This is a genomic window from Bacillus sp. FJAT-27445, from assembly GCF_001510665.1.
In the GTDB taxonomy this organism is placed as follows: domain Bacteria; phylum Bacillota; class Bacilli; order Bacillales; family Cytobacillaceae; genus Bacillus_D.
On record NZ_LMTI01000005.1, the window covers coordinates 440,633 to 464,947 of the forward strand.

A 24,315-nucleotide genomic window follows, 5' to 3' on the forward strand; every position below is an offset into this window, starting at 1 on the left:
CATACTTACATTCGGCAAATTACAAATAAAACAGGAGGGGAATTCCTCTCCTGTTTAATGTCTATTTGGAAAGCATTTTATCTAAGTATTGCTTAGTAGCCTCGACGTTACCAGCGACCGCTTCTTCTCTAATCTCATCTTTCCTCATTTTTTCCAATGTTTTTTTCAAGATGTCTTGTTCTTCAGATTGTGGTATTACCACAACGCCATTTGCATCACCAACTATAATATCTCCTGGATTTACAGCTGTTCCACCACAAGAAATCGGAACATTGATTTCACCTATTCCAGTTTTTCCGCTAGCAGCTACAGAAGTCCCTTTGGCGAAAACAGGGAAATTTAGTTTCTTAATGTCAACAATATCACGAATCACACCGTCAACAACTATTCCACCAACTCCAAGTGTTTGAGCCATCCCTACAATAAAGTCCCCAGCTATGGCTCGATATTGATCCCCTTTAGCATCAATTACAATAATATCTTCGGGATTTGCTTCACGGATTGCTTTTAGAAGCACTAAGTTATCACCAACAGGAATCTTCACAGTTAAAGCTCTTCCAGCAAGTCTGTATTCTTCTTTTAGAGGCTTAATAGTTGGATGCATATTATTTAAACCATCCACAACATCTGAAATACAGGTAGTGGGTATGTTCATAAATTGCTCAACAATAGGTTCCATAGAAATCTCCTTTTCAAATTGAGTATTTACTAAAATTATACAGTTGCTTGAATTCATTTAGAAATATAATAAAGTTATTGTTTTCTATAAGACAAGGTTATCAATCCGGTGACCAACCATCGGTTTACTGGTTAGCCAGGAATTTTTGTCGTAAAAGATGGCTGAAGCATTGGAGCTTACCAGGAATACGGTATACAACATCAAGCCGGATAATTATGCAGGCGTGGATTTGCTCGGGGAAATTATCAATGGTTTCAAATTTTTTTGTAATTGAACATTGTGGGAACTTTAGTGTTGTATCGATTTTGAATATGAATATACTGGAATCACTTATTATAGAATCAATTACAAACAAAGAAGTCACTGGTTTTATATCTACTCTTGTGGGAAAAGAAGAGAAAATCTATTCCTTATTCGTAAACTGGAGAATTAACTTGTAGCTTTCAGTGGGGGCAAGCATTGAAGTGCTGCATGTGCTTGTGGCTAAATTTTACTCGCTACTGGATTAGTAAGCTGGTGGAAGACAATCAGCAAGTAAAAGATGAAACTATTTTAAATGAGTTGAAAACTGCAAAGTGACAATAGAATTGTTTCATTAAAGGCCATTTAATCAATAGCGTGAGATAGTAGATTCATGCAAGAGGGAGAGGAGAACTAAAAAATGAAACGTTACCTCTTTTTAACCATTTTACTTTTTTTATCAGCTTGCTCTGGTAAAGAAGCATCCTTGACTGTAAATCAAAACGAGAATGATGCTACAGAAATAATAGAAGCAGGTGACAAAGCCTCATCTGAAAGTGAACTAGAAAGTCATAATGAAAGTTTTGAAGAGAATATTGAAGAAAATGTTCGAGAGGGTGCCATGGAAAAGGAAGGTAAGGAGGAAAGTGTTACTCTTGTTCCTTATGAGGGGGGAGTCGAACACATCTTTTTCCATCCCCTTATGGCGTACCCGGAACTGTCTTTTTCAGGTCCACAAGCTCAAGGGTACAATGATTGGTTCATCACCGTCGACGAGTTTAATAGAACTTTGGAAGAATTGCATAAACATGATTTCATCCTTGTTCACTTGGAAGATGTTTATGAAAAGGTTGATGGAAAGATCAAGGAAAAAACACTTAAACTTCCTGAAGGGAAAAAACCAGTAGTCATTTCTATTGATGATGTGAACTACTACAAGTACATGAGAGAAGAAGGAAACATTCATCAACTAATTTTAGATAATGAGGGTCATGTAGCCACCTATTCGATTAATCCGGAAGGGAAAGAAGTGATTTCTTACGAAAATGAAATCATTCCTATCTTAGATACTTTTGTCGAAGAAAATCCTGATTTTTCCTATGAAGGAGCAAAGGGAGTCATTGCTTTGACTGGATACGAAGGGGTTCTTGGGTATCGGACTAACAATCTTGATTCCCCTCATTATGAGAAAGAGAAGGAGAAAGCCATCGCTGTTGTAAATCGCCTCAAAGAAACCGGCTGGACGTTCGGAAATCACTCTTACGCTCATATTGATATCGGGAAGGCGACATTAGAACGCATTAAACGTGACACGAAACGCTGGAAAGAAGAAGTGGAGATTATTACTGGACCAACCCCCTTGTACTTTTATCCGTTTGGTTCCCGTGTAAACCATGGTGGGGAAAAATTTCAATATCTCGCCGAAGAAGGGTATGAGGTGATCGCTGCCGTTGGACCCACAACATATACAGAAGTCATAAATAATGTATATACTCAAGATCGTCGTCGTATCGATGGTATGGCATTTATTGAGCAACCTCATCTATTAACAGATTTACTAGACGCTGATTATGTTTTAGATAGAGAGAGTCGACCTGAAAGGTATTTTAAGAAAGAGAAATAAAATCCGTTATATGGATATTCAAGGTAGAGCGTCTGTATCTGTAAGTAGGTACGTTAATGATTTGTACTTTCGGGACCGATTTCGGTACAAAAATAACATGAGTTTTCGAGATTAACATTTATTGCGCTGGACGATGTTATAGTTTAGCGCTTTTTTATAGTTGGTAATAATCCTAGGAGGTAAATCTATTCTAGCTTACCTTTCTTGTCTGGAATGCTTAAAGTATTCTACATAGCAAGTTGTGTGATCCTCCGAAAAAGAATAGTAAACTATATACTTATCTACTACGATTTTATAAGTTCCTTCCCAACCTGGCTGATTGGCTGGAATACTTGTACCAAGAAGGGAAATCTTCCTTTCGATTATTTTCACTATTTCCTTTTTATATTCCTTGGTTTCGTACAAGGTAAAGTGCTTGCTCCGTATTTGAGAAAATCCTTCCAAGGCCTGTTTCGTCCATTTTATTTTCATGTTATTAATCCCCTTGCTCAATCATCTCCAAAACCTCTTCAGTTGAGTAAACTTTCCCATTCGAAATGTCATCTTTTGCCTGAATTAACTTCTTTTTTAACTCGGGATCATTTTCAAAATCTTCTTTAACTGAAGTCCCTGGTTCTTCAAGTTGGGATAAAAAATACTTTTTTCCATCGACTTCAAAAACTGTTTCTCCTTCACGGACTATTTCTTTTATGATATCCGCCGCATGCCCATATAGCCTTTTCATTTGAACTCCTCCTATTCACTTATTTCCTTTATTATACTTTATTATTTTGAATTATAGACACCGTTACCTACTAGTACTGATATAGTAAATAAAAAGAAGATGAACACTACATTTTGTAGAGATTCATCTTCTTTTTCGTTTGAAGGGGCATTTATCAATAACCCCTTGAACTGTTCATTTTTGTGTGCAACAACTTAAATCTTAATATCAATCTTTGCATTTTTCTTTAACTCTTCAACCTGCTGAGCGAGTTTTTCTTGCTGTTTTTGCTGTTTAAGAGATTGTTCGATTTGCGGTTTTACTTCTTCAAACTTTGGAACTTTTTGTCCAGTACTCTTTCCTTGTTCCGCAAATTGATCATACGTTTGTTGAATTTCTTCATCGGTTATTTTACCAGCCGGCACTTCTTTCTCAAAGTACTGTTTAAGTTTAATATCGTCAGCTATTTGGGTTTCAAGTGTTTTCATATCCATGCCGGATTTTTTAAGAGCGGCTTCGAATTCTTTTTCTGTTTTAAACTGTTTTTTTAGTTCGTCCAGCTGCTTTTTAATATCTGCCTCTGAAACTTTATAGTTTTTTTTATTTACGTCTTGAAGAAGAAGAGTTTGTCCGATTAAGCTGTCAATTGTTTGGTTTTTCACTTGCTCTGCAGCTTCTTTAGAAGTCGGATCTTGTCCCATTTGCTGCATTTGTCCTTGTATAGATGCTAAAGTGCTATTATAGTCGCTACCTAAAATTTCTTTATCATTCACTATGGCAACAGTTTTCTTTTCATCTATTTGCTGTGCCTTTAATTTCTTTTGCATTTCTTCCATTTTCTTTTGCTGTTCTTTCTTATAATCGCTTTGTGCAGTTTTTGCTTTATCATCATTTTTAGCATCTTTACTTTCTTCATTTCCTCCGCATGCCGCTAAAACAACGGCCAAAAGACCGGTAATTAATATAAACATCATTTTTTTCATAACAAATCTCCTTACTTTAGCTAGAAGTATAATTTTCCCCTCAAAAAAATCACCTAGTGGGCATTATAAAGAAAATCTTACGAAAAAGAAACAGTATGCGCTCATTTTTAATATTTATAACACGATTGAAACATTTTGTATGAAAATGGATGCCAGTCAAAAGAAAATTCAAAAACGATTAGCAAAAAGGTTCTTAAACCCCAAAACACTTTTAGAAATTTCCCAACATCCTAATTCCATTTTATGTGAAAATTTGACCGTATTTATATGCATGAGGTGGTATAATAATGGACAATAGGATAGGTCTGTCCAAGGGTGGCCCGGTTACTCCTAGTTGAAAGGGGTGATGCCGGTGACAGTATACGAATCGCTGACGCTAATGATTACATTCGCGGGATTCGTTGTCACAATACTGGCTTTTACACAAAACAAATAATCCACCATAGAGTGGTTGCTCAGGTGGATTAACTGCCCCGATGCCGGCCCCTTGCGAGAACCGCCTATTGGAGACCGGACATGGTACCAGCATGTTCGGTCTTTTCTAGTATATACGTCTAACCAGGAACAATTATACCATATTTTATACAAATTCAAACTTCTATAAAGTGTTCCATGTTACTTATGTAATTATCCTATTTTTTAAAAATAAAACCTTAATGAGCGATAATTCGTCAAACTGTTTTTTCACCAATTAGAATTATTAAACAAAAATAAAAACACAAGGCTGCTTTCATGGCCTTGTGTTTCCTATTTAATAAAACTCCATATGCCCCTTATCATGTTGATAATACTCCAGCCGATCCTCCAGCGTCCCCGTGTGGAATTCAAACTTATGCCCATCCGGATCCACAAAATACACCGACCGCTTATCCCGTTCTTCCCGCTCCCGGTCAGGAAGGATTTCCACACCCAGCCGTTTCAGCCGTTCAACCATTCCGTCAAAATCCGCCTCATCCACTGAAAACGCCACATGTGTATACGACACCCGAATCTCATTCCGCGGAACATCCTTCTCCACATTCAGCGCGAGCCACATCCCCGCCAGGTCGAAATACGCCGTACTCCGCCCCTTCACAAGCAGCTTCGCCCCCAGCGCATCCCGATAGAAAGCCACCGACCGCTCCAAATCGCTCACCGAAAACAAAAAATGATTCAACCCCTTAACAGCCAAACCCCTCAACCCCCAAGCCCTTTTATGTAAAAAGCCAGCTCTTCGGCTGGCGCCCACGCCAATTACTTTGCACCCATCAATTTGGAAAGCTACGCCACCAGTTGGTATCTACGCCCAAAGCCAGCACTCACCAATTAGACGAAAAACGCGTACAGTCCGTTTCCTTTTATAAGAAATGAACAGTTACTTAGGAAAATAGCTGAAGTATATCTAACTCAATTTAATCCAATTAAGGTATTTTTAATTAAAGACATTTTAATTGAAAGTATTTTGGAATAGCGATAAAATAAACTTGTACGTTAGTAAAACAACACAAGGGGGATACATCATGACGAGATTACAAGATAAAGTAGCAGTTGTAACAGGAGGCGCTTCAGGAATTGGTTATGCCATCGTAGAGAAATTTGTTAAGGAAGGCGCAAAAGTCGTTGTCGGAGATATTACAGACAACATTTTTGAGCTGGAAAATACATTTGGTGAAAGTGTAAAAGCTGTAAAAGTAGATGTCTCAAAGGAAGCAGATGTTAAAAATCTAATTGAAACAGCTGTAAATACTTTCGGAAAACTTGATATTTTATGTAACAATGCAGGGATTATTGGGGCCTATGCAAACATAGAGGAATATACGGAAGAACAATGGAATCGAGTGTTAGGCATTAACATAAATGGTCCATTTTTCGGTATTAAACATGCCGTTCCTTATATGAAACAAAACGGTGGTGGATCCATTATCAATACCGTTTCTATTTCATCTCGACATGCCACACCAGGTTCACCAGCCTACGTTACCTCAAAAGGAGCAGTACTAATGCTAACTCGCCAAGCTGGACATGATTACGCCCGTGATAACATTCGGGTAAATGGTATTTCACCAGGCGTAGTGAATACTGGTATTTTAAAAGACGTGGACGATGACATGTTAAAAGTATATTCAGAAGCAATCCCAATGGGTAGAATAGGTGAACCGTCAGAACTTGCGAATGTTGTTTGCTTCTTAGCATCCGATGAAGCATCTTATGTTACTGGCCAGACTTACATTGTTGATGGTGGTAAAGATACCATTTAAGCCTTAAAAAAATTTTTATCTTTACCTATCAGAATATAATAAAAACTCCTTTGCGAATACATTAATTGGCTCTCCCAGTTTTCATGTTGGGAGAGCCATTTCATTTCTTAAGTGGTCAACCAGGAAATAGAAAACAAATCTTTTTTCCAAATCACCCGTTAATCCAAACTAATATATTCTTAATTGAAGAGAATAATATGCAAATCAGTTGCGCTTGCCTAATAAGGTAAGCGCCTTTTTAATTGATGTTCGTTACCTTTCATTAAAAGAGTATACGATTTCTCAAGAATAATGGTTATAGTGTACTCTTTCGACTAAGTCTGGCTGCCAGTTGGGCTTTTTCTTTTGCAAAAATGAACCGATTGTTAAGTTTTAGAATAATTTCCATTTGCTAGTGCAAAAGTCATAGGTATTCAGTATAATTTTCCTATATTGCAAGGAAAAAGAATTGAGGGATGTTTATGACATGGTTCACAAAATGGGCGTTGCGGAATAGGGCTGCGGTTGTTTTTTCCGTGATTGTCTCGATGGTTTTCGGTATTTTCAGCTATACCACCATTCCAATGGAGCTCATGCCGTCAGCCGATCAGCCTTATATTACCATATCGACGGTAGGCAATGGCTTGGATGCGGTCACGATGGATGAACAAGTAACGCAGCCTATTGAAAAAGCACTAACAGGCATCAAAGGGAAACGCAATGTAATCGCTGAAACCGGTAATAACTTCACCCAGATGACCATAACGTTTGAATCAGACACTGATTTAAAAGAAGCGAAGCAACAAATCCAAGAAAACATCTCGATGGTCAACCTGCCAAATGGAGTCATGAAACCATATGTGGTGCTGCTTAATACATCACAAATCCCCATTATTCAACTTGGTCTTACCTTTGATAAAGAAATCGAAAACAAAGAAATAAGTCTCGTAGAAACCGAGATTCTTCCCCTGTTCAAGAACATCAAGGGCGTAGGGAATGTCATGACGTACGGAAAAAAGAACCAGCAGGTCATGATTAAGGTCGATCCGGCAAAACTTGCCGCTGCCCAAATCTCTCTCGAAAAGATGTACACCCTCCTCCAAGGGAAAAATGCGACTGTCGCTATAGGCGAACAAACCTTGGATGACCAGGCGACGAGCATTATTGTAACTGGAAAAATTGACAGCATTGCAGACGTGGAGAATCTTCAATTGAACGCGGCCACGAAATTGAAAGATGTAGCTGAAGTAACAATGGAGAAGGATACGAAGAGTATTACGCATATGAATGGAAAGAATTACATACATCTCATTATCCAGAAAGATTCCACGGGTAATGCAGTCACGGTAGGCAAGCAAGTAGAAGAAGTTGCTAAGAAAATCAATAATGACTATAAAGGAATTCTCAACGCAACAATCTTCATTAATTTAGCAAACACGGTACTGGATTCAATCAACGCCATGACAAGGGAAGTACTGACTGGCGCCTTATTTGCGACCTTGATTATCTGGCTGTTCTTGAAAAGTTTCCGGATGACTCTAATTACCATTATCAGCATCCCGCTTTCGCTGTGCATCACTATGATTTTGCTATCCTTCTTTGGGGTTACGTTGAACATCCTAACTTTAGGCGGTATCGCGGTATCGGTTGGGCGGCTTGTCGATGACAGCATCGTGGTAGTTGAAAACATTTACCGGAGAAAAAGGGAGAAAGTTCTCACCCCTGCCTTTATTATCGACTCAGTAAAAGAAGTTTCAGCTGCGGTTACATCATCGACTCTCACCACGGTAGCAGTGTTCCTGCCAATGATGCTTGCTTCCGGCAGTTTAAGAGATATAATCGCACCGTTTGCAATTACCATTACCTGTTCACTCCTTGCATCCTTGCTCGTATCTCTGACTGTCGTGCCGATGCTCAGCCAGCGAATGATGAGAAAAGTAAAGATAAAAGAGCACAAAAATGGATCGTTTTATCCTAAAGTACTACGCTGGTCACTAAACCATAAATGGCTTCCAATTTTACTATCCGTTGCAGTAATCATCAGTTCCATCGGATTGTTTGCGGCGATGCCAAAAGGCTCCGTCGACCAAAAGGATAGCGCCTATCTTTCCATTTGGCTTCGCTATCAAAATGGAACCGAATTCAAGGAAATCGAAAACGGGATAAAGAGAATGGAAGACCTTCTTTCTGAAAAGAAGGACGTTGGAAACCACCTTGTCCTGGCCGGGACGAATGCCGATGCAGCCCAGTTTGGCGAGCTTCAGGATCCAAACCAGGCGCAGTTCATGGTGTTCCTGAAAGAAGGCACGGATTCTGCTAAATTGGTTCAGCAGCTGAGGAATGAAAAAGATCAATTCCCAGGAGCGGAGTTAACTGCCAATACAGCAGGACTTATGGGTGAGAATAAAACGACCGTATCCGTGGATGTCATCGGAAACAATGAGGATGACATTAAACGGGCGGCGGATGAAGTCAAGAAAACATTTGAAGGCATTGCTGGTGTCAAAAAAGTAGAAACGAATGAAGAAGATCAAAAGCCGACCGTGACAGTAACGGTAAACCCAACCATCGCGAATGCCCAGCAAATTTCCCAATCCATCCGAGGCATGATTGAGCCTGCAGTAATCGGCAGTGTTGAAATCGATGGCCGAAGCACAATGGTACAGCTTGGCGCACTGCAGGAAATAAAAACTTCAAATGATTTAAAGGATCTTCAATTGATGACCCAAGAAGGACCGACTACCTTGGGAACCATTGCAACCATTGAGGAGTCCAACAAACCGGGCACCATTTACTCAAAAGACGGGCATCATTACCTTCAAGTCAATGCTGTTGTCGACCCGAAGAAAATGGTCGATGTCGCCGGGGAAATCAATAAACAATTGGCAGCCTGGAAACAAGACAACAAATTCGGGAATGGAACGAGCGCTGAAATCACAGGTGCAGCCATGCAGTCATCCGATGATTTAGTGGAACTTGGGAAACTTGCTTTATTCTCGATCGGAATAGTGTTTATCATCCTTCTCGTCACATTAAAATCATTCCGAGCGAGCATTGCGATTTTATTATCTTTGCCACTTGCGGCAATTGGATCACTCTTAGGGCTAGTCGTATCAAAATCAAGCATTGATATTTCATCCGGAATCGGCATGCTCATGCTTGTCGGAATCGTCGTCACGAATGCGATTGTGCTTGTTGACCGGATCCGCCATAACGAAGAGACCATGTCCATCAGGGAAGCCATCATGGAAGCAGGAACCGTACGACTGCGGCCAATCTTGATGACTGCGCTTGCCACCGTATTTGCCATGGTTCCGCTCCTATTCGCGCACCAATCCGCGATGAGCATGAATCTTGTTTCAAAGGGGCTAGCTGTCGTCGTTATTTTCGGACTGCTCGTGTCTACTTTCCTGACACTGATCGTAATCCCGACATTCTATGAACTGTTCCATTTCAAAAAAGCAAAAAAACAAAGACAACTTTCCAATCCTGTTTCCGTTGAATTAAACGTCTAAAACAGCAACTTACTATAATATAGAAAATGTGTGAAGCAGCCTATGGACCTAGGCTGCTTCTTTTGTGTTCATTGCACGCCCAGTTAACAACCAGCTGTAGGGGGCAACGCAATAGTGCCACCCTTCGTTATTCTTGTCACTTTAGGTGAGGTTAGCTTTCTTCTGGTGGCCCGTTATAAGGAGCTGCTCTTTTGATATTCCGAGACTGCCAAAGCATGGACAGTTGTCGTCCCAATCGTCAACTATTCAAGCTCTCAGAAAACCCCGCCTCATAAATGGAAATACCAGTAAACAACTACAGGAATTTGGTATAATAAGTAAAGGACTCCTTGTACGGATTAAACATAGTGAGAGGGAAAGGGATAATTAAATGGAACTATTAATTAAGGGAATTGTAACCAATCTGGGATTACCAGGAGTAATTATCTCCATAATTTTTATTGGTATAAAAATGAAACCTGTGACTCTTATTTCTTCAAGTCAAATAGAAATGAAATTATCTACGAAAGATAAAAGATTTTATATTAGAGCAATAAGAATTTTTTCAGAGATTGTCTTTTATACATTATTTATGTTATTTATTTCTCTTCAATTTTATTCAATGAATATTACTTATTACCCGCTTTTAACATATATCCTGATAGGCATAAATACAGTAATATTTTTATGTATGATTGCTTTTGACTTAAAAGGGATAACCTTATTTGATTTAGTTATGAAGTTTAGTGTTAAATGGAAAATTGGTTTTTTTCTTATATTTTTTATTCATTTCCTTAACTATTTCTTCATCAGTTCTTATTACTTTGGTACTCAATTTTTTTCAGATATATATAAAGAAACGATGGCAATTGAAGAAAAAATAGCTGCTATTTTGGTTTTGATTATTTTGTACTTTGTTACAAACGTCATATTTTATTTTTCTATTATAAAATACTCCTATGGATTTTTAGGGTTTAAAAATAATGGGTTTAATAACGTAACTATTTCAATCGAAAATGAGACTTGGTATATATTTCACCCAATAGAAAACGAATTGTTCTTATTAGGAGATAATAGTGTTTTAAATGACTGCACTAAATTTAAATTTATTGAGAAAACAGAATTGTTAAAGAAACAGATAGTACTTAAAAATGAATGAACTAATTTAATGTTATGTTTAAAATATCAGGGCTAAAGCCTTGATATTTTTCTCTATAAAACTCCATACTAATCCATAATACATACAATTCACTAGATTACTAGTATCTGTACTCAAGCATCCGAATATTATTCTTCACACCGGGTGATTTTAGCTCAAAAACAATAAAAAAACTCCTGCCACTGAAAGTAAAAAACATTAGTAGATATTTCAAAACCTCAAACGGTGAAATGTTTTCCACTTTCAGTGGCAGGGACATCCCAAACAGAGAAATGGGGTGGATTTTAATCAAATTGATAATGAATTGAAGAATTTTGTAACTTCGGGTTAAGAGTACTTGATGTGATTCCAATAGTATAAAATTCAGGATATTGCGTCCCCCGAAAAAAACTGTTGATAGATTTTTTTGGTGAATATTTTATTGTAGGATCATTTAATAAATCTCGATATACCCCTTATCCTGTTATAATACCCTAGCCAATCCTCAAACATCTTGGCAGAATCTCCATACCCAGCCGCTTCAGCCGCTCTACCATCCAATCAAACTCCTCCTCGTCCACCAAAAACGTTACATGCATATACGGATCCCGAATCTCATTCCGCGGAACATCCTTCTCCACATACAGAGCTAAGCCACAAACACACTAGGTTGAAATACGATGTGCTCCGCACCTTACCAGTAGCATCGCCCCCAGAGAATTCCTGTAGAAAGCCGGCCCGCTCCAAATCACTCACCGAAAACAAAAAATGATTCAACCTCTTAACAGCCAAACCCCTCCACCCCCTCTTAGGAAAAAAGCCAGCTATGCACCGACTGAAAGCAAATGAAAAGAGTCTGCACGAAAACGCTAGATTTCTTAACAGAATTCACAAAGTTTTCTTGAACTAATACGATTTTTTTGATTAAAAAAGGAAATTAACAACTTTTGTAGAAATCATGATAAAAATAATAAGTTAAAGGGTGTCGGTAAGAGTGTATCAAAAAATTCTTGAAGAAATTGCTCAGGAATATTATCAGCAAAATTTTCCCAATGCTGGCCAGCGGTTTGTTGCTTGGTACTTAAGGAATGTACATTTACGTGATCGATTAGAAACAAAAGATGATATAACAGATGGCACTGATGATAAGCAAATTGATGCGGTAATCATTGATGACGAAAAATCAACGGTATTTATTGTACAAGGAAAATTTTTAGGTGGAAATTCAGTAGATGCTGAACCATTAAGAGAGGTTTTGTCGTCTTGGTTACAACTTAGAAATCTAGTGAGATTACAAGAAGTGGCTAATCAACGCTTAAAAAGAAAGTTATCAGAAGTTGCCTTAGCTTTAGAAGATGGCTACGAGGTCGCATTTGAACTAGTTGTAACTGGTGAATTAACTCAATCAGCTAAAAATGATCTTGCAATATTTCAGGAGCAATTAGCTCAAATTTCCGAAAATGAAGATATTAGTTTTACAATAACTTTAGTTGATAGCGATGAACTAAGAAGAAGGTATGATTTAGCATTAGAAATAGAAAATCCCGTTATAAATCATGTCATGGATATAACGAATACAAATCATATGGAAGTAACAATTGCAGGTACACAAGTAGTTATTGCAACGGTACCACTTAAAGAATGTATTAAAATTCCTGGAATTAAGGACGGTACCCTTTTTCAAAAAAACGTGAGACAGAGCTTAGGTTTAAGCAATCGTGTGAATAAGGGAATAAGGAATACAATATATAGCGATAAACATAGAGATTTTTTCTTTTTTCACAATGGTATTACAGCTATATGTAATAAGCTAGAGGTAGAAGAAGGGAAACTAAAATTAAAAGGATTGAGTGTCGTAAATGGTTGTCAATCTCTAAATACGATCTTAAGTTGTAGTGAACAAGTGAAGAAAATAGAAGACACCTCAGTTTTATTTAGGTTTTATGAAATACCTCAACGAGACAGAGCAGATAGAATTAGTGTTAATACAAATTCTCAAAGCTCAGTAAAACCAAGAGACCTTAGAAGCAATGACAAGAGGGTGCTTAACCTAAAAAAGATGTTCGAACAAATGTATACGAATGGTTATTTTATTACTAAACGTGGAGAGGTAGCACCAGCTGATAAGGATAAGAAATTTATTATAGACCTTTCCGATCTTGGAAAGTATTTAATAGCTTGGCATTCTCAACGTCCAAATATCTCATATAGTGAAACTAAAATCTTTGATAAATATTTTGAACAATTATTTAAACGTGATTATAAACCCGAAAATGCTCAAGCATTAAATGAGTGGATGTCCAGTATATTAAAGGTTTGGAATAACAATAATCCATTGGGTTTAAATGAAACATTATTAGCTATGAAAGCCTATGCTCCATATCATCATCTATATGCAATTTCAATGTGTTTTTCTATTATGAATAGTCAACCCGACCGTGTTCCAAATCCTTCAACAAGTCTCCAAAATGCAAAAGAAAAAAATATGATAGAAGAAATTATTCGAATTAGTGGTGTTAGTTTAAATATGGCTCTAGAAGCTGCTGCTAATGAGCCACAACCACAAAACAGGGTATTTAGCCCACAAAACTGGATTAAAACAAAAGCATGCTTAGCGGGTATAAGTACCGCAATAAGACACTACTTTAATATGCTTCCGATGATGCCGGGGGGTACTGAGATAAAAAATAAGTTAAATGATACTCTAGAATTAGATGCTGAGAATTTTGAATATAGATGGGCAGCTGATTAACAAATTTTACTTACTTGAGTAACGAATTGCACATAATGGCAATAAAAGTTACGGAAAATATTTGATAGGAATGTGGTTTACCGATATTCCAGGAATATGGGGAGAGTATTTGTTAATTGGATGAACCTTATGGGTAGCATCTGAAATGTGATTAAAAGTAAATCATGTTTCAAGGGTGTACGGATTGTAAGGATTTTGTTGAAGTTTAATGTGTGGAACCGCAAGAATTTGTTATTAACTTGCGGTTCTAAGGTTTTTATATGATCGATTTTAAGATAACTTCTCTATTTCAACTTATTTAATAATACTCTTTATGTCCCTTATCCTCCCGGTAATACGCGAGCCAATCATTCAGCGACCCGGTATGGAACTTAAAAACAATGCCTATTCGGATCCACAAAATACAGGAACCGCTCATCCCGCTCTCGGCCTGGAAGGGTCTCCACCCAGCCTCAGTCCTCAACATCTCCTTCAAACTCCGCCTCATCGACCGAAAACGCCACATGCGTATTCGAATCCCGAATATCATTTCGTGGAACATCCTTCTGCACTCTCACATTCCACCCGAGCCACATACCCGCCAGGTCGAAATACGCCGTATCCTCTTTACCAGCATCCTGGCCCGATTACATCCCGACAAAATGCAACCGATCGCTCAAATCACTCACCGAAAAAAGAAAATGATTCAACCTTTTATCACAAAACTTCTTAACCCCCTCTTAAACCAATGATTCATCTGAAAACCAGCAATCAACATCAGCAGACAAAAAGTAGACGAAAAATGTCATATTAATTACGGTAAATGTCGACCGAAAAAACTTTCTAGATAGGATGCTTCGTTCTACAATAAGAACTACTTGCTAATAAATTATACTAATACCAAATAACATACTTGTGAATTTATAGAGAATAACCTATTTACGTAAAGGAGGAGGAATTTTCGTGATTAAAAATAAAAAATTTTCAGGCTCTTGTATCGACATGTTTACTGGAGTTGCTGGTATTTTATTAGGTCTATCAAAAAAAGAATTAAATATTGAGTTCTCATTGAGTAATCAGGAAAGAAGACAACTTGAATGTGATACCCTACAGTATTATAAAAGAGAAATTGTCTTATTAATTCCACCAAGGGGAACCGAACAGACTACTATAATATTAAAAAAAATGAAGGGAAGGCACATAAATAAAAAAAATTTATTAATGAGCCAAACTGTAAATAAAATAATCGAGAATGAGGTTTTTCCAATCTTGTTTCAAGGAAAGGAGTATAAATATATAGATACAAGTATCAAGGGCGATTCAAATTGTTTCGAGGAGACATTGGATGGCCATCTTTCGGTGGATTATATCATTGAAGAAAAAGATACTAGAGATGAATTTAATGGTTTTGATAAAAAACTTGTCCAAGTTCGTGGTTTGAGGAAAAGTGGTTCAGTGACTATATCCATTGAATATCCTAACAAACAGCCATGTGAATTCTATAATTTATCCCATTTATCATGGTTTATATGGGCGTTTTACAACGAAGAAAAGAATATTTTAACAGACTGGGTTGCTATAGAAAATCCGAGTAAAATTCGAGAACTAATAAGATGTAAAAAAATAAAAGCAGAAAAGAAAGTAAATTATAAGACTAAACAAAAATATTATGAAATTACCCTTGAAGAGTTGGAAAGGAATAATTTGATTACTTATAGAAAAAATTGGTTTTTTAATAATAAACCTTCATGTATAGCTTAAATATACAATGTAATTTTAATTATATTAAAATTAGTAAAGGTCTATTAATAAGGGGCAAGTTGAAGTTAAATTGAGTACAGTCATTTTTATATTAGATTTACACAGTATCAAATATATCTATTTTTCTAAGGGGAGAATCTATGGAAAGTCTGTACGGAATTAAAGTAGTATGGGCAAATTGGCAGCGTTTTGATGAAAACTATTGGAAAAAAAGGATTCATTTTAGTAGAGAAGACAGGGGAAAATATACCTTTGTAGTTGATAAATCAAAGTTACTGTTATATATAGGCAGTCCTGAAAAAGTTATTGTTGGGTATTATATTACCGAAGGGGACTGGTTTTATGACGCTACAAATCCAGACCATCCTTATGCTATTCCTGTTAATTTTACTGAAGGCAAGAATCCAATAAATTTAGAGTTATTAAACCAAGACTTCTTTAAGAACTTCCCCGAACAAGGGCGTGGATATTATCCTTTAAAAAAAGAAACTTACAATAACTTGGAAAAAATTCTAATGGGATAACTCCATCAACTTTAATAATTTTGAAGCAAGGCCAATATGGAATATGGCCTTGCTTTTACAGTATGAAACTCAAACTTTTGTTCAACCGGGAATCATAAAATACACCAATGTGGATTTAGTTAATCTCGATCCATCCTTGGAAGTATCTTTTCATTCTGCGACAGCCACATTCCTTCCAGGTCGAAATACTATATACTCCGCCCCTTCACCAGCAGTCTAGCCCCCAGCGCATCTCGATAGAAAGCTACCGATCGCTCCAAATCACTAACCGAAAACAAAAAATGATTCAATCCCTTAATTGCCAAACACATCAACCCCCTCTTATGGAAAAAGCCAGCCGGTTGCCCGGCTGGCGCCATTGTCAGCAGCCATCAATTCCGCAAGCTTCGCCCGCAGCTGGCGGCTCCTTACCGAGCTCGCGTTCAATATACCGCTCCAGCATCTCCTTCGTATTCAGCCCTTGAACCCGCTGGTCCCCGATAAAAAACGTTGGAACTGCGGTAATCCTGGCTTCGTCATACGCATTGCGGAGAGCTTCCTTATGTGCCTGTTCGTATTTCCTCGTTTCAAACGCCTTCCGAAAAGCTGCCCCATCAAGTCCAACTTTTCCTGCTATCTCTGTCAGCACATCAATATCGCCAATATCGCGGCCATCTACAAAGAAAGCAGCCAGCACTGCCTCGGTATACTCGTTTCCTTTCCCATATTCCTTAGCATACAGTGTTCCTTCATGGGCTAGATGTGTATGCGGCTGAGGATTCACATCCGGTAAAACTATCTTTACATTAAAACGCTCAGCCATCGGCCAAACTGAACTTTGCCAGGCATTTTGAATATAATCACCCTTAGGGGACAGCGTCTCATGGGGAAACGGCCGCAACTCAAACGGCATCCATTCCAACTCAACATCCTTGCCCTTAATTGCTTCCTTAAGCGGAGCCTCCGCTATATAGCAGAACGGTCAAACAAAATCTGAATACACACGAATTTTTAACGTCATTTGAATCCCTCCCAAATAGTAAGGTGTTCAATAGTAGTGTAAGCGGAGGGGGAGATGGTATCCAAATTATCTGCTTTAAAGAGGGAAGCTTACTTTGTGGTATGAATTTTATAAAAGGTATTGACCCTAACTTTGTTTCCTGGTATAGTAATTATTGTCCTCACCAAAGAGGAAAACAATAACGATCCGATAGTTCAGCGGGAGAATACTACCTTGACAGGGTAGGGGTCGGGGGTTCGAATCCCTCTCGGATCATACCAAACCTAACATCAGTCGGTGTTAGGTTTTTTTGAGCATATCTGTCTTTTTAATGCATTTAAGCGAACGCATGTTTTGTGATGGATATATACCTTATAAAGGAGGACTACGGCTATGAAGAGAGTATGGGCATACTACCGTGTCTCTACAAAAAGTCAGGTTCTTCATCATGATGTAACTTTATAAAGAAAAGCATGTTCAAATTTTGTTTCAAATAAGCCAGAATGGAACATGTGCCGTGAAATTGAAGACTTGGCAATTTCTGGTTTGGATTGTAGAAGGGGAATACAAAGAATCAGGTGGGGAGCCAAATCTGGAAGGTTCGATGTCCCTCTTGTTTTCATGTTGGACCGCTTAGGTAGAAATCCTACAATACCATCACAGAGAAACAAATAATAGATTTGGACAAAGCCATTGCAAATTACTATTTCCATTGCTCAGCTGACACCAAGGAATTACAAAAGCTTTAAACCTACTAAATGAACTTGAAGACCGATATTTGGAATTACTAGAGCGGAATAAGGCGATCAATAGAGCTAAAAACGCACTCGCTAGTTTTTCGGAATCGGACATTGCAAAAACTCTTCAAGCCATTTTTCGAAAAGTGATATTGACCAGGTCTGGCATTGATTACAAACTAAATAGCTATGTTGAATTTCAAGAAAGTATTTTATTACACAAGTAGGAAATTAAATATGAGGGTAAAAAAGGATAGGTAGAGCATATTTAAAGTGCTTTATCTATCCTTTTAATATTTTCTTCAATTAGGCACAACAGAAGAAGAATTCATCTTTTTAAACTAGTCTTTAGTCCGTTATGGAATTAATGAATAGAATCGTCAAATTTGACATATGACACTGTGTCGCTTATTCTGAAACCATAAGTGACACGGTGTCATAACGAGTTAGGAAATTATTATATGTAGGCAGGAAGTCTGGAGAACTTATGGGTAAATTACAATCACAAGGGTATTTATAGAGTACCCGATTCAAAAAAGAGCACTAGAAGGACCTTAATTTGAAGTAAATGTTGGATGTTGAGTCATATAAAAGGAGAGAAAAATGGTAGCCCAGACACTAGACAATTTAAAGCAAATGAAACCTTTAAAAACAGAACTGATGCGATTCATGATGTCCTATAAATTTGCATTGGATGAGATGAATACGAAAATCAATATATTAAAACAGGAATTTAAATATATCCATGATTATAATCCTATTGAGCACGTGACACATCGTGTAAAGTCACCAGAGAGCATTTTAAAAAAGATTCAAAGAAAGGGATATGACCTTTCATTAGCTTCGATTAAGGAAGGTATTACCGATATTGCGGGGATACGGATTATTTGCTCATTTACTTCTGACATTTACGAAATAAGTAACATGTTGCAAAGGCAAAAAGATATTAAAGTTATTAAATGTAAGGATTATATTAAAAACCCAAAACCAAATGGTTATCAGAGTCTCCATATGATCTTACAAATTCCAATATTTATGTCCGATAGAGAAGACCATGTCTATGTGGAAATTCAAATCCGTACGATTGCAATGGATTTTTGGGCAAGCTTGGAACACAAAATTTATTATAAATATAATAAGGAAATCCCTCAAAAGATAAAGGATGAACTAAAAGAAGCGGCGATTTCTGCAACACAATTGGATAAGAAGATGGAGAAAATTCATAAAGAAGTCAATGAAATTAAGGAACTAGATAATGATGAAGAGAATCTGCAGGAATTATTAATCAACAATGAAAGGTTTCATGTTCCAGATGATTTTTTAATACCAATTAAAAGAGCTTATTATGATTCATAGCAAAGAGGAGAGATATTTTGATACAATTCATGAATGATATGCCAAATTCTGTGAAAAGAGAGATTGAGAAACTAGAGGAAATCCTATCACCTTTTTTAAAAAAAGCTTCTAAATACGCTTTATTTTCATTTCCGTTAATTACATTATCGATCTTTAATCTGTTCATATTATTATTTGTTAATCCAAATCAGCAATACGCAGCAACCCCCATTGTCGTCTTTGCTGTTATCGGTGCAATCGGTATGGCGTTTTCCAAAGAGGCCAAAATACAGCGCATAGAGATCCAGAACATTAGTGCCGACTACATGTTTGAAAGAATTAAAAAAAGTGAGCTAGTGTCAGAACATCTAAAAAAAGAATATAGCTCCCTTATAAAGGACCAGCCTTCACTGGCCATGCAGCATTTCATCGCATTTTTAAAAAAAGAACACCAGCAGCGCAATACATTATTTAATAACACACCATAAATACGATTATATAAATAGGCGGTGATGGAAGTTTGCCGAAAATTACTTTTTTTAATTTGCCCGAGGATAAAAGACAAACATTAATTCAAGCCGTTAGACAGGAGTTTTCAAGGGTACCATTATATCAAGCCTCTATTACGAATATCATTACAGCTGCCAACATCCCGCGAGGCAGCTTTTATCAATACTTCGAGGATAAAGAGGATGCTTTTTTCTTTCTATTAAATGAACATGTAAAAGAAGATAAGAACAATTTTATATCACTATTAAGACAAAATGATGGCGATTTATTTGATACAATGTGTGAATTTTTTCGCTTAATCCTCACTAAGGAGGATACACACCAATTTTTGAAAAACATTTTCTTGAATATGACACATAAAATCGAAAGTGCCTATGCTAGAATCTTTATCGACATTGAAGAAGATGGGAGTTTTAAGGAAGCAGTTAGTTCATTGATCGATCAATCTGCCTTAAACATTTCAAATGAGAGCGAATTACTTTATGTCATGAAAATCATTATAGCAGTAACGCTTCGTAATTTAATTGAGAAATTTGCACGGGATTTACCTTATGATGAAGCGATGAATAATTATTTATTGGAAATCGATTTATTGAAAAGGGGGCTGAAACATTAACCGTACAAAAATCACATCGATACAATCTACATGAACATGATGTAATTAGAAAGGAATTGTTTATGGAAGTTAGCGATTTAACTACACTCATTTTAGCCTTCATCATGGTAACCAATATTTTGTTTGCAGGGATTGTTGTATTTATTGAACGGAGGGATATTGGCTCAACATGGGCTTGGTTGATGGTCCTGCATTTTATTCCGGTCATTGGTTTTATTGCATACCTATTCCTGGGCAGACAATTAAAACAAAAAAATTTTTATCGATTGTCTGCGGAAGAAAGAGGTTATCTTCAATCAGAGGTGGTTGAACAACTTAATGAATTAAAAAAGAGTGAGTGGTATCGTAACGATACACTAAAGAAATACGCCGATTTACTTAAGATGAATTTAAAGTCTTCGAACGCATTAATCACGCTGAAGAATGATTTGGCCATATTTAGTGATGGCCATGATAAATTCCGGTCCTTATTTGAAGACATCCGAAATGCGAAAAAAGAGGTTCATCTCCAATATTATATTATCCAACCAGATTCCCTTGGAAAAAAACTGCGGGATGAACTTACGAAAAAAGCAAAAGAAGGAGTAAAAGTTCGTATTCTCTATGATGAAATTGGTTCCAAAAAGATTTCTCGTTCCTTCTTTAAGGAGCTGATTTCATACGGCGGGGAAGTCGAGGTGTTTTTCCCTTCTATTTTAAAATTGATTAATTTCCGTATTAATAATCGAAATCACCGAAAACTTTGTATCATTGATGGCAGAATCGCGTATATTGGTGGTTTTAATGTAGGAAATGAGTACCTTGGATTAAATAAAAAGTTTGGATATTGGCGTGACACACATTTAAGAATTGTAGGTGATGCGGTAAACGATATTCAAGGAAGATTTATTTTAGATTGGAATTATTCCGCGGAACATAAGCTGGATCTTGGGCGACTTTTCATACAAACAGAAAAACCTGACACGAATGTACCAATGCAAATCATTGCTAGTGGACCGAACTCAGAAACGGAACACATCAAAAACATGTTCATAAAGCTTATCATGTCCGCTAAACGCAGTGTCTACATACAAACACCGTATTTTGTTCCTGATACAAGTTTTATGGATGCTTGTAAAATGGCTTTACTGTCTGGCGTTGATGTAAGAATTATGTTTCCAAATAATCCGGATCACCCCTTTGTTAAATGGGCTTCCGGAGTCCATGCAGGAGAACTAATAAAATATGGAGCAAAAATACTTCTGTATGAAAATGGATTCATGCATGCAAAAACGATTGTAGTTGATCAGGAAGTTGCTTCTGTCGGAACGGCCAATATCGACAGGCGAAGCTTTTATTTAAATTTTGAAGTAAATACCATCGTGTATGATAAAAAAATAGCGGAACAACTTACTCAACTATTCCTTCAGGATAGCCGAAAAAGTAAAGAACTAACACTGGACATCTATCAAAGGCGTTCCATTCGTATTAAAATTAAAGAAGCAGTATCTCGGCTTTTGTCCCCCATCTTGTAATCTAAGCCATTTTCTTCACTTAGATAAAACCCTTTTTTATAATCGCCCAATTTCATGCAAACATGCCGAAACATATTCCAATTCAATAAACTAACCATCAAAAATTACAAATTTTAAGAAGAAAGAAAGACACCAGTAAATTCAGAATGGAATTTGTACTGGTGCCTTTTTCATTATTATTTATCTGAAAGTTCTCTTATGTAACCCATTTATGGTTGGTTACGGGTTCACTGCCGTCAGTTGGTGTGAAATTAACCATATAGACAGTCGTTTGTTGGGCAGAATCGATTGTGGCAGTCCCCCCTTTCATATGGTCAGCTTCTGGGACTACTTCGTCTCCTACTTTATATGGTGTATCTCCTGCATCTTTTATTTCCTCATGTATGACCCATTTATGATCTGTTACTCTTTCCCCGCCAGTAGTCGGTGTATAAGATACTGTGTAGACTGTGGTATCGAATGCACCTGCGATGGTTGCCTCAGCATCTTTCATCCCTTCCATATGTGCATCCGTAATAATTGCTTTGCTTCCGGATTCGAACTTGGGGTTCTCTGCCAAAATCGGAAAGTTTAATAAATTCTAAGTGTGGTAAACATTTTAGTGGAAGTCATTTAGCCGCAAAGTACAGTCAATTGGACAATCATTGACCAGTTATTACGAAAAAGGGAGGATGATTTCAATGAAAGCTAATAAATTTTCCACTAGTATCATTACAGTGGCAATGACCATGGGTTTATCTGTTTATACTGTAAATGCTGAAACGGTTCCAGGCCCGCCTGATAGTAAGGCAGAACGACCGAATTTTGAACAAATGAAAATGAGTCATTCTAAATCAAGAGTTGTTCCTGAAGATTTAAAAGTTGCAGAAAATCCAACCTACCCAGTGAAAAGCAAAGCGCTCATTCTTACTGACCATATGGATGGAATGTACGGAGCGGTAGCAAAAATTGAAGGTGCATATACGACAACGGTTTATTCCGTTACGTATTATCCTACAACTGGGGGAGAGCCTGTCGAGGACCATAAATGGGTAATTCACGAAGAGATTGAGAACGCGGGAGAAGAACCATATAAACCCGGTGATGTAGTTGTATTGGATGCAGACCACCATGAAGGTATGGATGGAGCAACCGCTATTATTGAGTCAGCCGAGGAAACGACCGTATATATGGTTAGTTACAATGATACAGAAACAAAAAAAAGAGTAAAAAACCATAAATGGGTGATAGAAAGTGAACTAGCTCCGTATAAATAATCGGGTTTGGTAATGCTTAATCCCTCGCTTAATAGCTTATTTTAAATTTAACGGGGATTTTTAATTTTTATTTCCACTATTACAACCTGACTTGTTGTATGCAAGAATAAAACTAAAAAGAATGCGGAAAATATGTTGTTTCCGCATTCTTTTTACATTTCAACTTATTCAGGTTTGTTTCCTGCATCAGGATCTGGTGTGATGTAAGTGAGATAAAGTCAGCTAGTTGAAGTGAAATATTCTTGAAATCCACTTATACACTTCAATTAATCAATTTTTAATCGTTAAATATAGTACTTAATTCGTAGATTACCAATCAGACGCAATTAGATGTGACCCATTAGGATTGAATTTAAATTAAAAAATTATATAAAGGCACCATATTTATTCAACAAGAATTGTTCCTTTCATCCCCTTTTCATTATGCCCCGGAATGGAGCAGTAAAAATAGTGGATTCCTGTTTTTGTTGGAGTAATAGTTAGTTCGTCTTGAGAATGCGGGGTCGCATGAAGATGGAGTCTGCCACCATGTGATAAATGCTCCCCATTTTCCTCTACCAGGGGTAGATCTTCAATAATAATGTCATGGTCGACGTTGTCGTGATTAATGAACGTAATGATGTTTGCTTTGTTCTTGGTAAGCTTGATTTGTTTTGGGGAGTAGGTATACTTGGACGGTTTAACTATAATTGTAACCCTATTTGCTTTGGCGGAGGGTTCTCTTCAGGAACAAATGAGCTAGAAGGGAATGAGTTGTTTGATTTCGAAAAAGCCAGGTCAGTATTCAATTTTTTAAAATCATTTTTTGGATCAACTGTTTTAGGTAGGATAAAAAAAAGTAGCAAGGAACTGACTGATAGAGTCAGTGAAATTTTCAATAGTACAATGGCATCATCATTCGGTACCATCTCACCAAGCATTGCTCCCATCATGCCGCCCATCAGACCTGCCATTACACCTTCAATTATTGGAAGCAGGCCGAATGCAATACCTGCCGAAGCACCTGCTGTAATTCCGGCAACAACCGATAGAATAGTAGAGGCAAATAAATTACCTTTTAAAAAGAAACCAAAAAATATACCTGCTGCAATACCTGTATTCATGCCAATCGCCATAGAAAGGGCCATCGCGGCCATATGGGTCAGCCTTTTCCGGTACAAAAAGGACAACGTGATAGATGCTAAAGTGGTGGCGATAAGAGTTCCTAATACAAAATAATTAAAGACTGCCATAATAATCCCTCCTATTCCACACATTTTATGTCAATAAGAGACA

At 37.2% G+C, this 24,315-nt stretch carries 22 protein-coding genes, 1 tRNA gene and 2 pseudogenes; 15 read left to right on the forward strand and 10 right to left on the reverse strand.

What is annotated here, in order from left to right; genetic code table 11:
* Positions 1 to 61 precede the first annotated feature (61 nt).
* The gene (locus tag AR337_RS16895) at positions 62 to 679 is read right to left on the reverse strand and encodes an RraA family protein (RefSeq protein ID WP_059173179.1); all 618 of its coding nucleotides are present in this window, start codon (positions 677 to 679) and stop codon (positions 62 to 64) included.
* Between the two features lie 661 nt (positions 680 to 1,340).
* Between AR337_RS16895 and AR337_RS16900 the strand changes: the two genes are divergently transcribed.
* A complete protein-coding gene (locus AR337_RS16900; RefSeq protein ID WP_059173180.1) occupies positions 1,341 to 2,543 on the forward strand; it encodes a polysaccharide deacetylase family protein in 1,203 nt (400 codons plus the stop codon).
* 195 nt (positions 2,544 to 2,738) lie between these two features.
* On the opposite strand, the gene AR337_RS16905 is transcribed toward AR337_RS16900, so the two are convergent.
* From AR337_RS16905 to AR337_RS16915, 3 genes are all read right to left on the reverse strand, one after another.
* Positions 2,739 to 3,014: a type II toxin-antitoxin system RelE/ParE family toxin gene (locus AR337_RS16905; protein WP_059173181.1), complete on the reverse strand. Its 276-nt coding sequence runs from the start codon at positions 3,012 to 3,014 to the stop codon at positions 2,739 to 2,741.
* 4 nt (positions 3,015 to 3,018) lie between these two features.
* Entirely contained in the window at positions 3,019 to 3,267 is a 249-nt protein-coding gene (locus tag AR337_RS16910) for a hypothetical protein (RefSeq protein ID WP_059173182.1), read from the reverse strand.
* Between the two features lie 194 nt (positions 3,268 to 3,461).
* Entirely contained in the window at positions 3,462 to 4,229 is a 768-nt protein-coding gene (locus tag AR337_RS16915; protein WP_059173183.1) for a SurA N-terminal domain-containing protein, read from the reverse strand.
* 346 nt (positions 4,230 to 4,575) lie between these two features.
* Here AR337_RS16915 and AR337_RS24075 point away from each other — a divergent pair, with 346 nt between their 5' ends.
* The gene (locus AR337_RS24075) at positions 4,576 to 4,665 is read left to right on the forward strand and encodes a putative holin-like toxin (RefSeq protein WP_367576261.1); all 90 of its coding nucleotides are present in this window, start codon (positions 4,576 to 4,578) and stop codon (positions 4,663 to 4,665) included.
* 315 nt (positions 4,666 to 4,980) lie between these two features.
* On the opposite strand, the gene fosB is transcribed toward AR337_RS24075, so the two are convergent.
* Positions 4,981 to 5,400, reverse strand: a complete 420-nt coding sequence (gene fosB, locus AR337_RS16920; protein WP_059173184.1) for a metallothiol transferase FosB — start codon at positions 5,398 to 5,400, stop codon at positions 4,981 to 4,983.
* Between the two features lie 328 nt (positions 5,401 to 5,728).
* Here fosB and AR337_RS16925 point away from each other — a divergent pair, with 328 nt between their 5' ends.
* The 6 genes from AR337_RS16925 to AR337_RS16950 all read left to right on the forward strand — a co-directional run bounded on the left by AR337_RS16925 (position 5,729) and on the right by AR337_RS16950 (position 16,093).
* A complete protein-coding gene (locus AR337_RS16925; protein ID WP_059173185.1) occupies positions 5,729 to 6,466 on the forward strand; it encodes an SDR family NAD(P)-dependent oxidoreductase in 738 nt (245 codons plus the stop codon).
* 461 nt (positions 6,467 to 6,927) lie between these two features.
* Positions 6,928 to 9,960, forward strand: coding sequence for an efflux RND transporter permease subunit (locus AR337_RS16930; RefSeq protein WP_059173186.1), 3,033 nt, complete (start codon positions 6,928 to 6,930; stop codon positions 9,958 to 9,960).
* A gap of 370 nt (positions 9,961 to 10,330) precedes the next feature.
* On the forward strand, positions 10,331 to 11,098 hold the full coding sequence (locus AR337_RS16935; protein WP_059173187.1) for a hypothetical protein: 768 nt from the start codon (positions 10,331 to 10,333) through the stop codon (positions 11,096 to 11,098).
* 973 nt (positions 11,099 to 12,071) lie between these two features.
* A complete protein-coding gene (locus AR337_RS16940; RefSeq protein WP_059173188.1) occupies positions 12,072 to 13,829 on the forward strand; it encodes an AIPR family protein in 1,758 nt (585 codons plus the stop codon).
* Between the two features lie 942 nt (positions 13,830 to 14,771).
* Positions 14,772 to 15,569, forward strand: a complete 798-nt coding sequence (locus tag AR337_RS16945; protein ID WP_059173189.1) for a hypothetical protein — start codon at positions 14,772 to 14,774, stop codon at positions 15,567 to 15,569.
* A gap of 140 nt (positions 15,570 to 15,709) precedes the next feature.
* Positions 15,710 to 16,093 carry a hypothetical protein gene (locus tag AR337_RS16950; protein WP_059173190.1) on the forward strand — a complete coding sequence of 128 codons (384 nt, stop codon included), beginning with the start codon at positions 15,710 to 15,712 and terminating at the stop codon, positions 16,091 to 16,093.
* Positions 16,094 to 16,281: 188 nt separating this feature from the next.
* Here the strand turns inward: AR337_RS16950 and AR337_RS22835 are convergent, their stop codons facing one another.
* The gene (locus tag AR337_RS22835; protein ID WP_367576262.1) at positions 16,282 to 16,452 is read right to left on the reverse strand and encodes a VOC family protein; all 171 of its coding nucleotides are present in this window, start codon (positions 16,450 to 16,452) and stop codon (positions 16,282 to 16,284) included.
* Between the two features lie 2 nt (positions 16,453 to 16,454).
* On the reverse strand, positions 16,455 to 17,093 hold the full coding sequence (locus AR337_RS16955; protein WP_082687031.1) for a DsbA family protein: 639 nt from the start codon (positions 17,091 to 17,093) through the stop codon (positions 16,455 to 16,457).
* 183 nt (positions 17,094 to 17,276) lie between these two features.
* On the opposite strand from AR337_RS16955, the gene AR337_RS16960 reads away from it, so the two are divergent.
* The 6 genes and pseudogenes from AR337_RS16960 (at position 17,277) to cls (ending at position 21,784) form a co-directional block, all read left to right on the forward strand.
* Positions 17,277 to 17,348: transfer RNA gene (locus AR337_RS16960), tRNA-Val, on the forward strand.
* Between the two features lie 204 nt (positions 17,349 to 17,552).
* Positions 17,553 to 17,747 (forward strand): annotated as a pseudogene (locus AR337_RS24080) (recombinase family protein); the annotation flags it as partial.
* Between the two features lie 665 nt (positions 17,748 to 18,412).
* Entirely contained in the window at positions 18,413 to 19,165 is a 753-nt protein-coding gene (locus AR337_RS16975; RefSeq protein ID WP_059173193.1) for a GTP pyrophosphokinase family protein, read from the forward strand.
* A 17-nt stretch (positions 19,166 to 19,182) separates the two neighbouring features.
* The gene (locus AR337_RS16980; protein ID WP_059173194.1) at positions 19,183 to 19,632 is read left to right on the forward strand and encodes a DUF5392 family protein; all 450 of its coding nucleotides are present in this window, start codon (positions 19,183 to 19,185) and stop codon (positions 19,630 to 19,632) included.
* 32 nt (positions 19,633 to 19,664) lie between these two features.
* Entirely contained in the window at positions 19,665 to 20,270 is a 606-nt protein-coding gene (locus tag AR337_RS16985; RefSeq protein WP_059173195.1) for a TetR/AcrR family transcriptional regulator, read from the forward strand.
* Between the two features lie 62 nt (positions 20,271 to 20,332).
* Entirely contained in the window at positions 20,333 to 21,784 is a 1,452-nt protein-coding gene (cls, locus tag AR337_RS16990; RefSeq protein WP_059173196.1) for a cardiolipin synthase, read from the forward strand.
* A gap of 196 nt (positions 21,785 to 21,980) precedes the next feature.
* On the opposite strand, the pseudogene AR337_RS16995 reads toward cls, so the two are convergent.
* Positions 21,981 to 22,340 (reverse strand): annotated as a pseudogene (locus tag AR337_RS16995) (YdhK family protein); the annotation flags it as partial.
* Positions 22,341 to 22,464: 124 nt separating this feature from the next.
* Between AR337_RS16995 and AR337_RS17000 the strand changes: the two are divergent.
* Entirely contained in the window at positions 22,465 to 23,040 is a 576-nt protein-coding gene (locus AR337_RS17000; RefSeq protein WP_253701856.1) for a YdhK family protein, read from the forward strand.
* Positions 23,041 to 23,424: 384 nt separating this feature from the next.
* Here AR337_RS17000 and AR337_RS24085 read toward each other — a convergent pair whose 3' ends face one another.
* Both AR337_RS24085 and AR337_RS17005 read right to left on the reverse strand, forming a co-directional pair.
* A complete protein-coding gene (locus tag AR337_RS24085) occupies positions 23,425 to 23,730 on the reverse strand; it encodes a cupredoxin domain-containing protein (protein WP_082687047.1) in 306 nt (101 codons plus the stop codon).
* Positions 23,724 to 24,272 (reverse strand): hypothetical protein, encoded by a 549-nt coding sequence (locus AR337_RS17005; RefSeq protein ID WP_059173198.1) that lies wholly within the window; start codon positions 24,270 to 24,272, stop codon positions 23,724 to 23,726. Before AR337_RS17005 ends, AR337_RS24085 begins: the two co-directional genes overlap by 7 nt.
* Positions 24,273 to 24,315 lie beyond the last annotated feature (43 nt).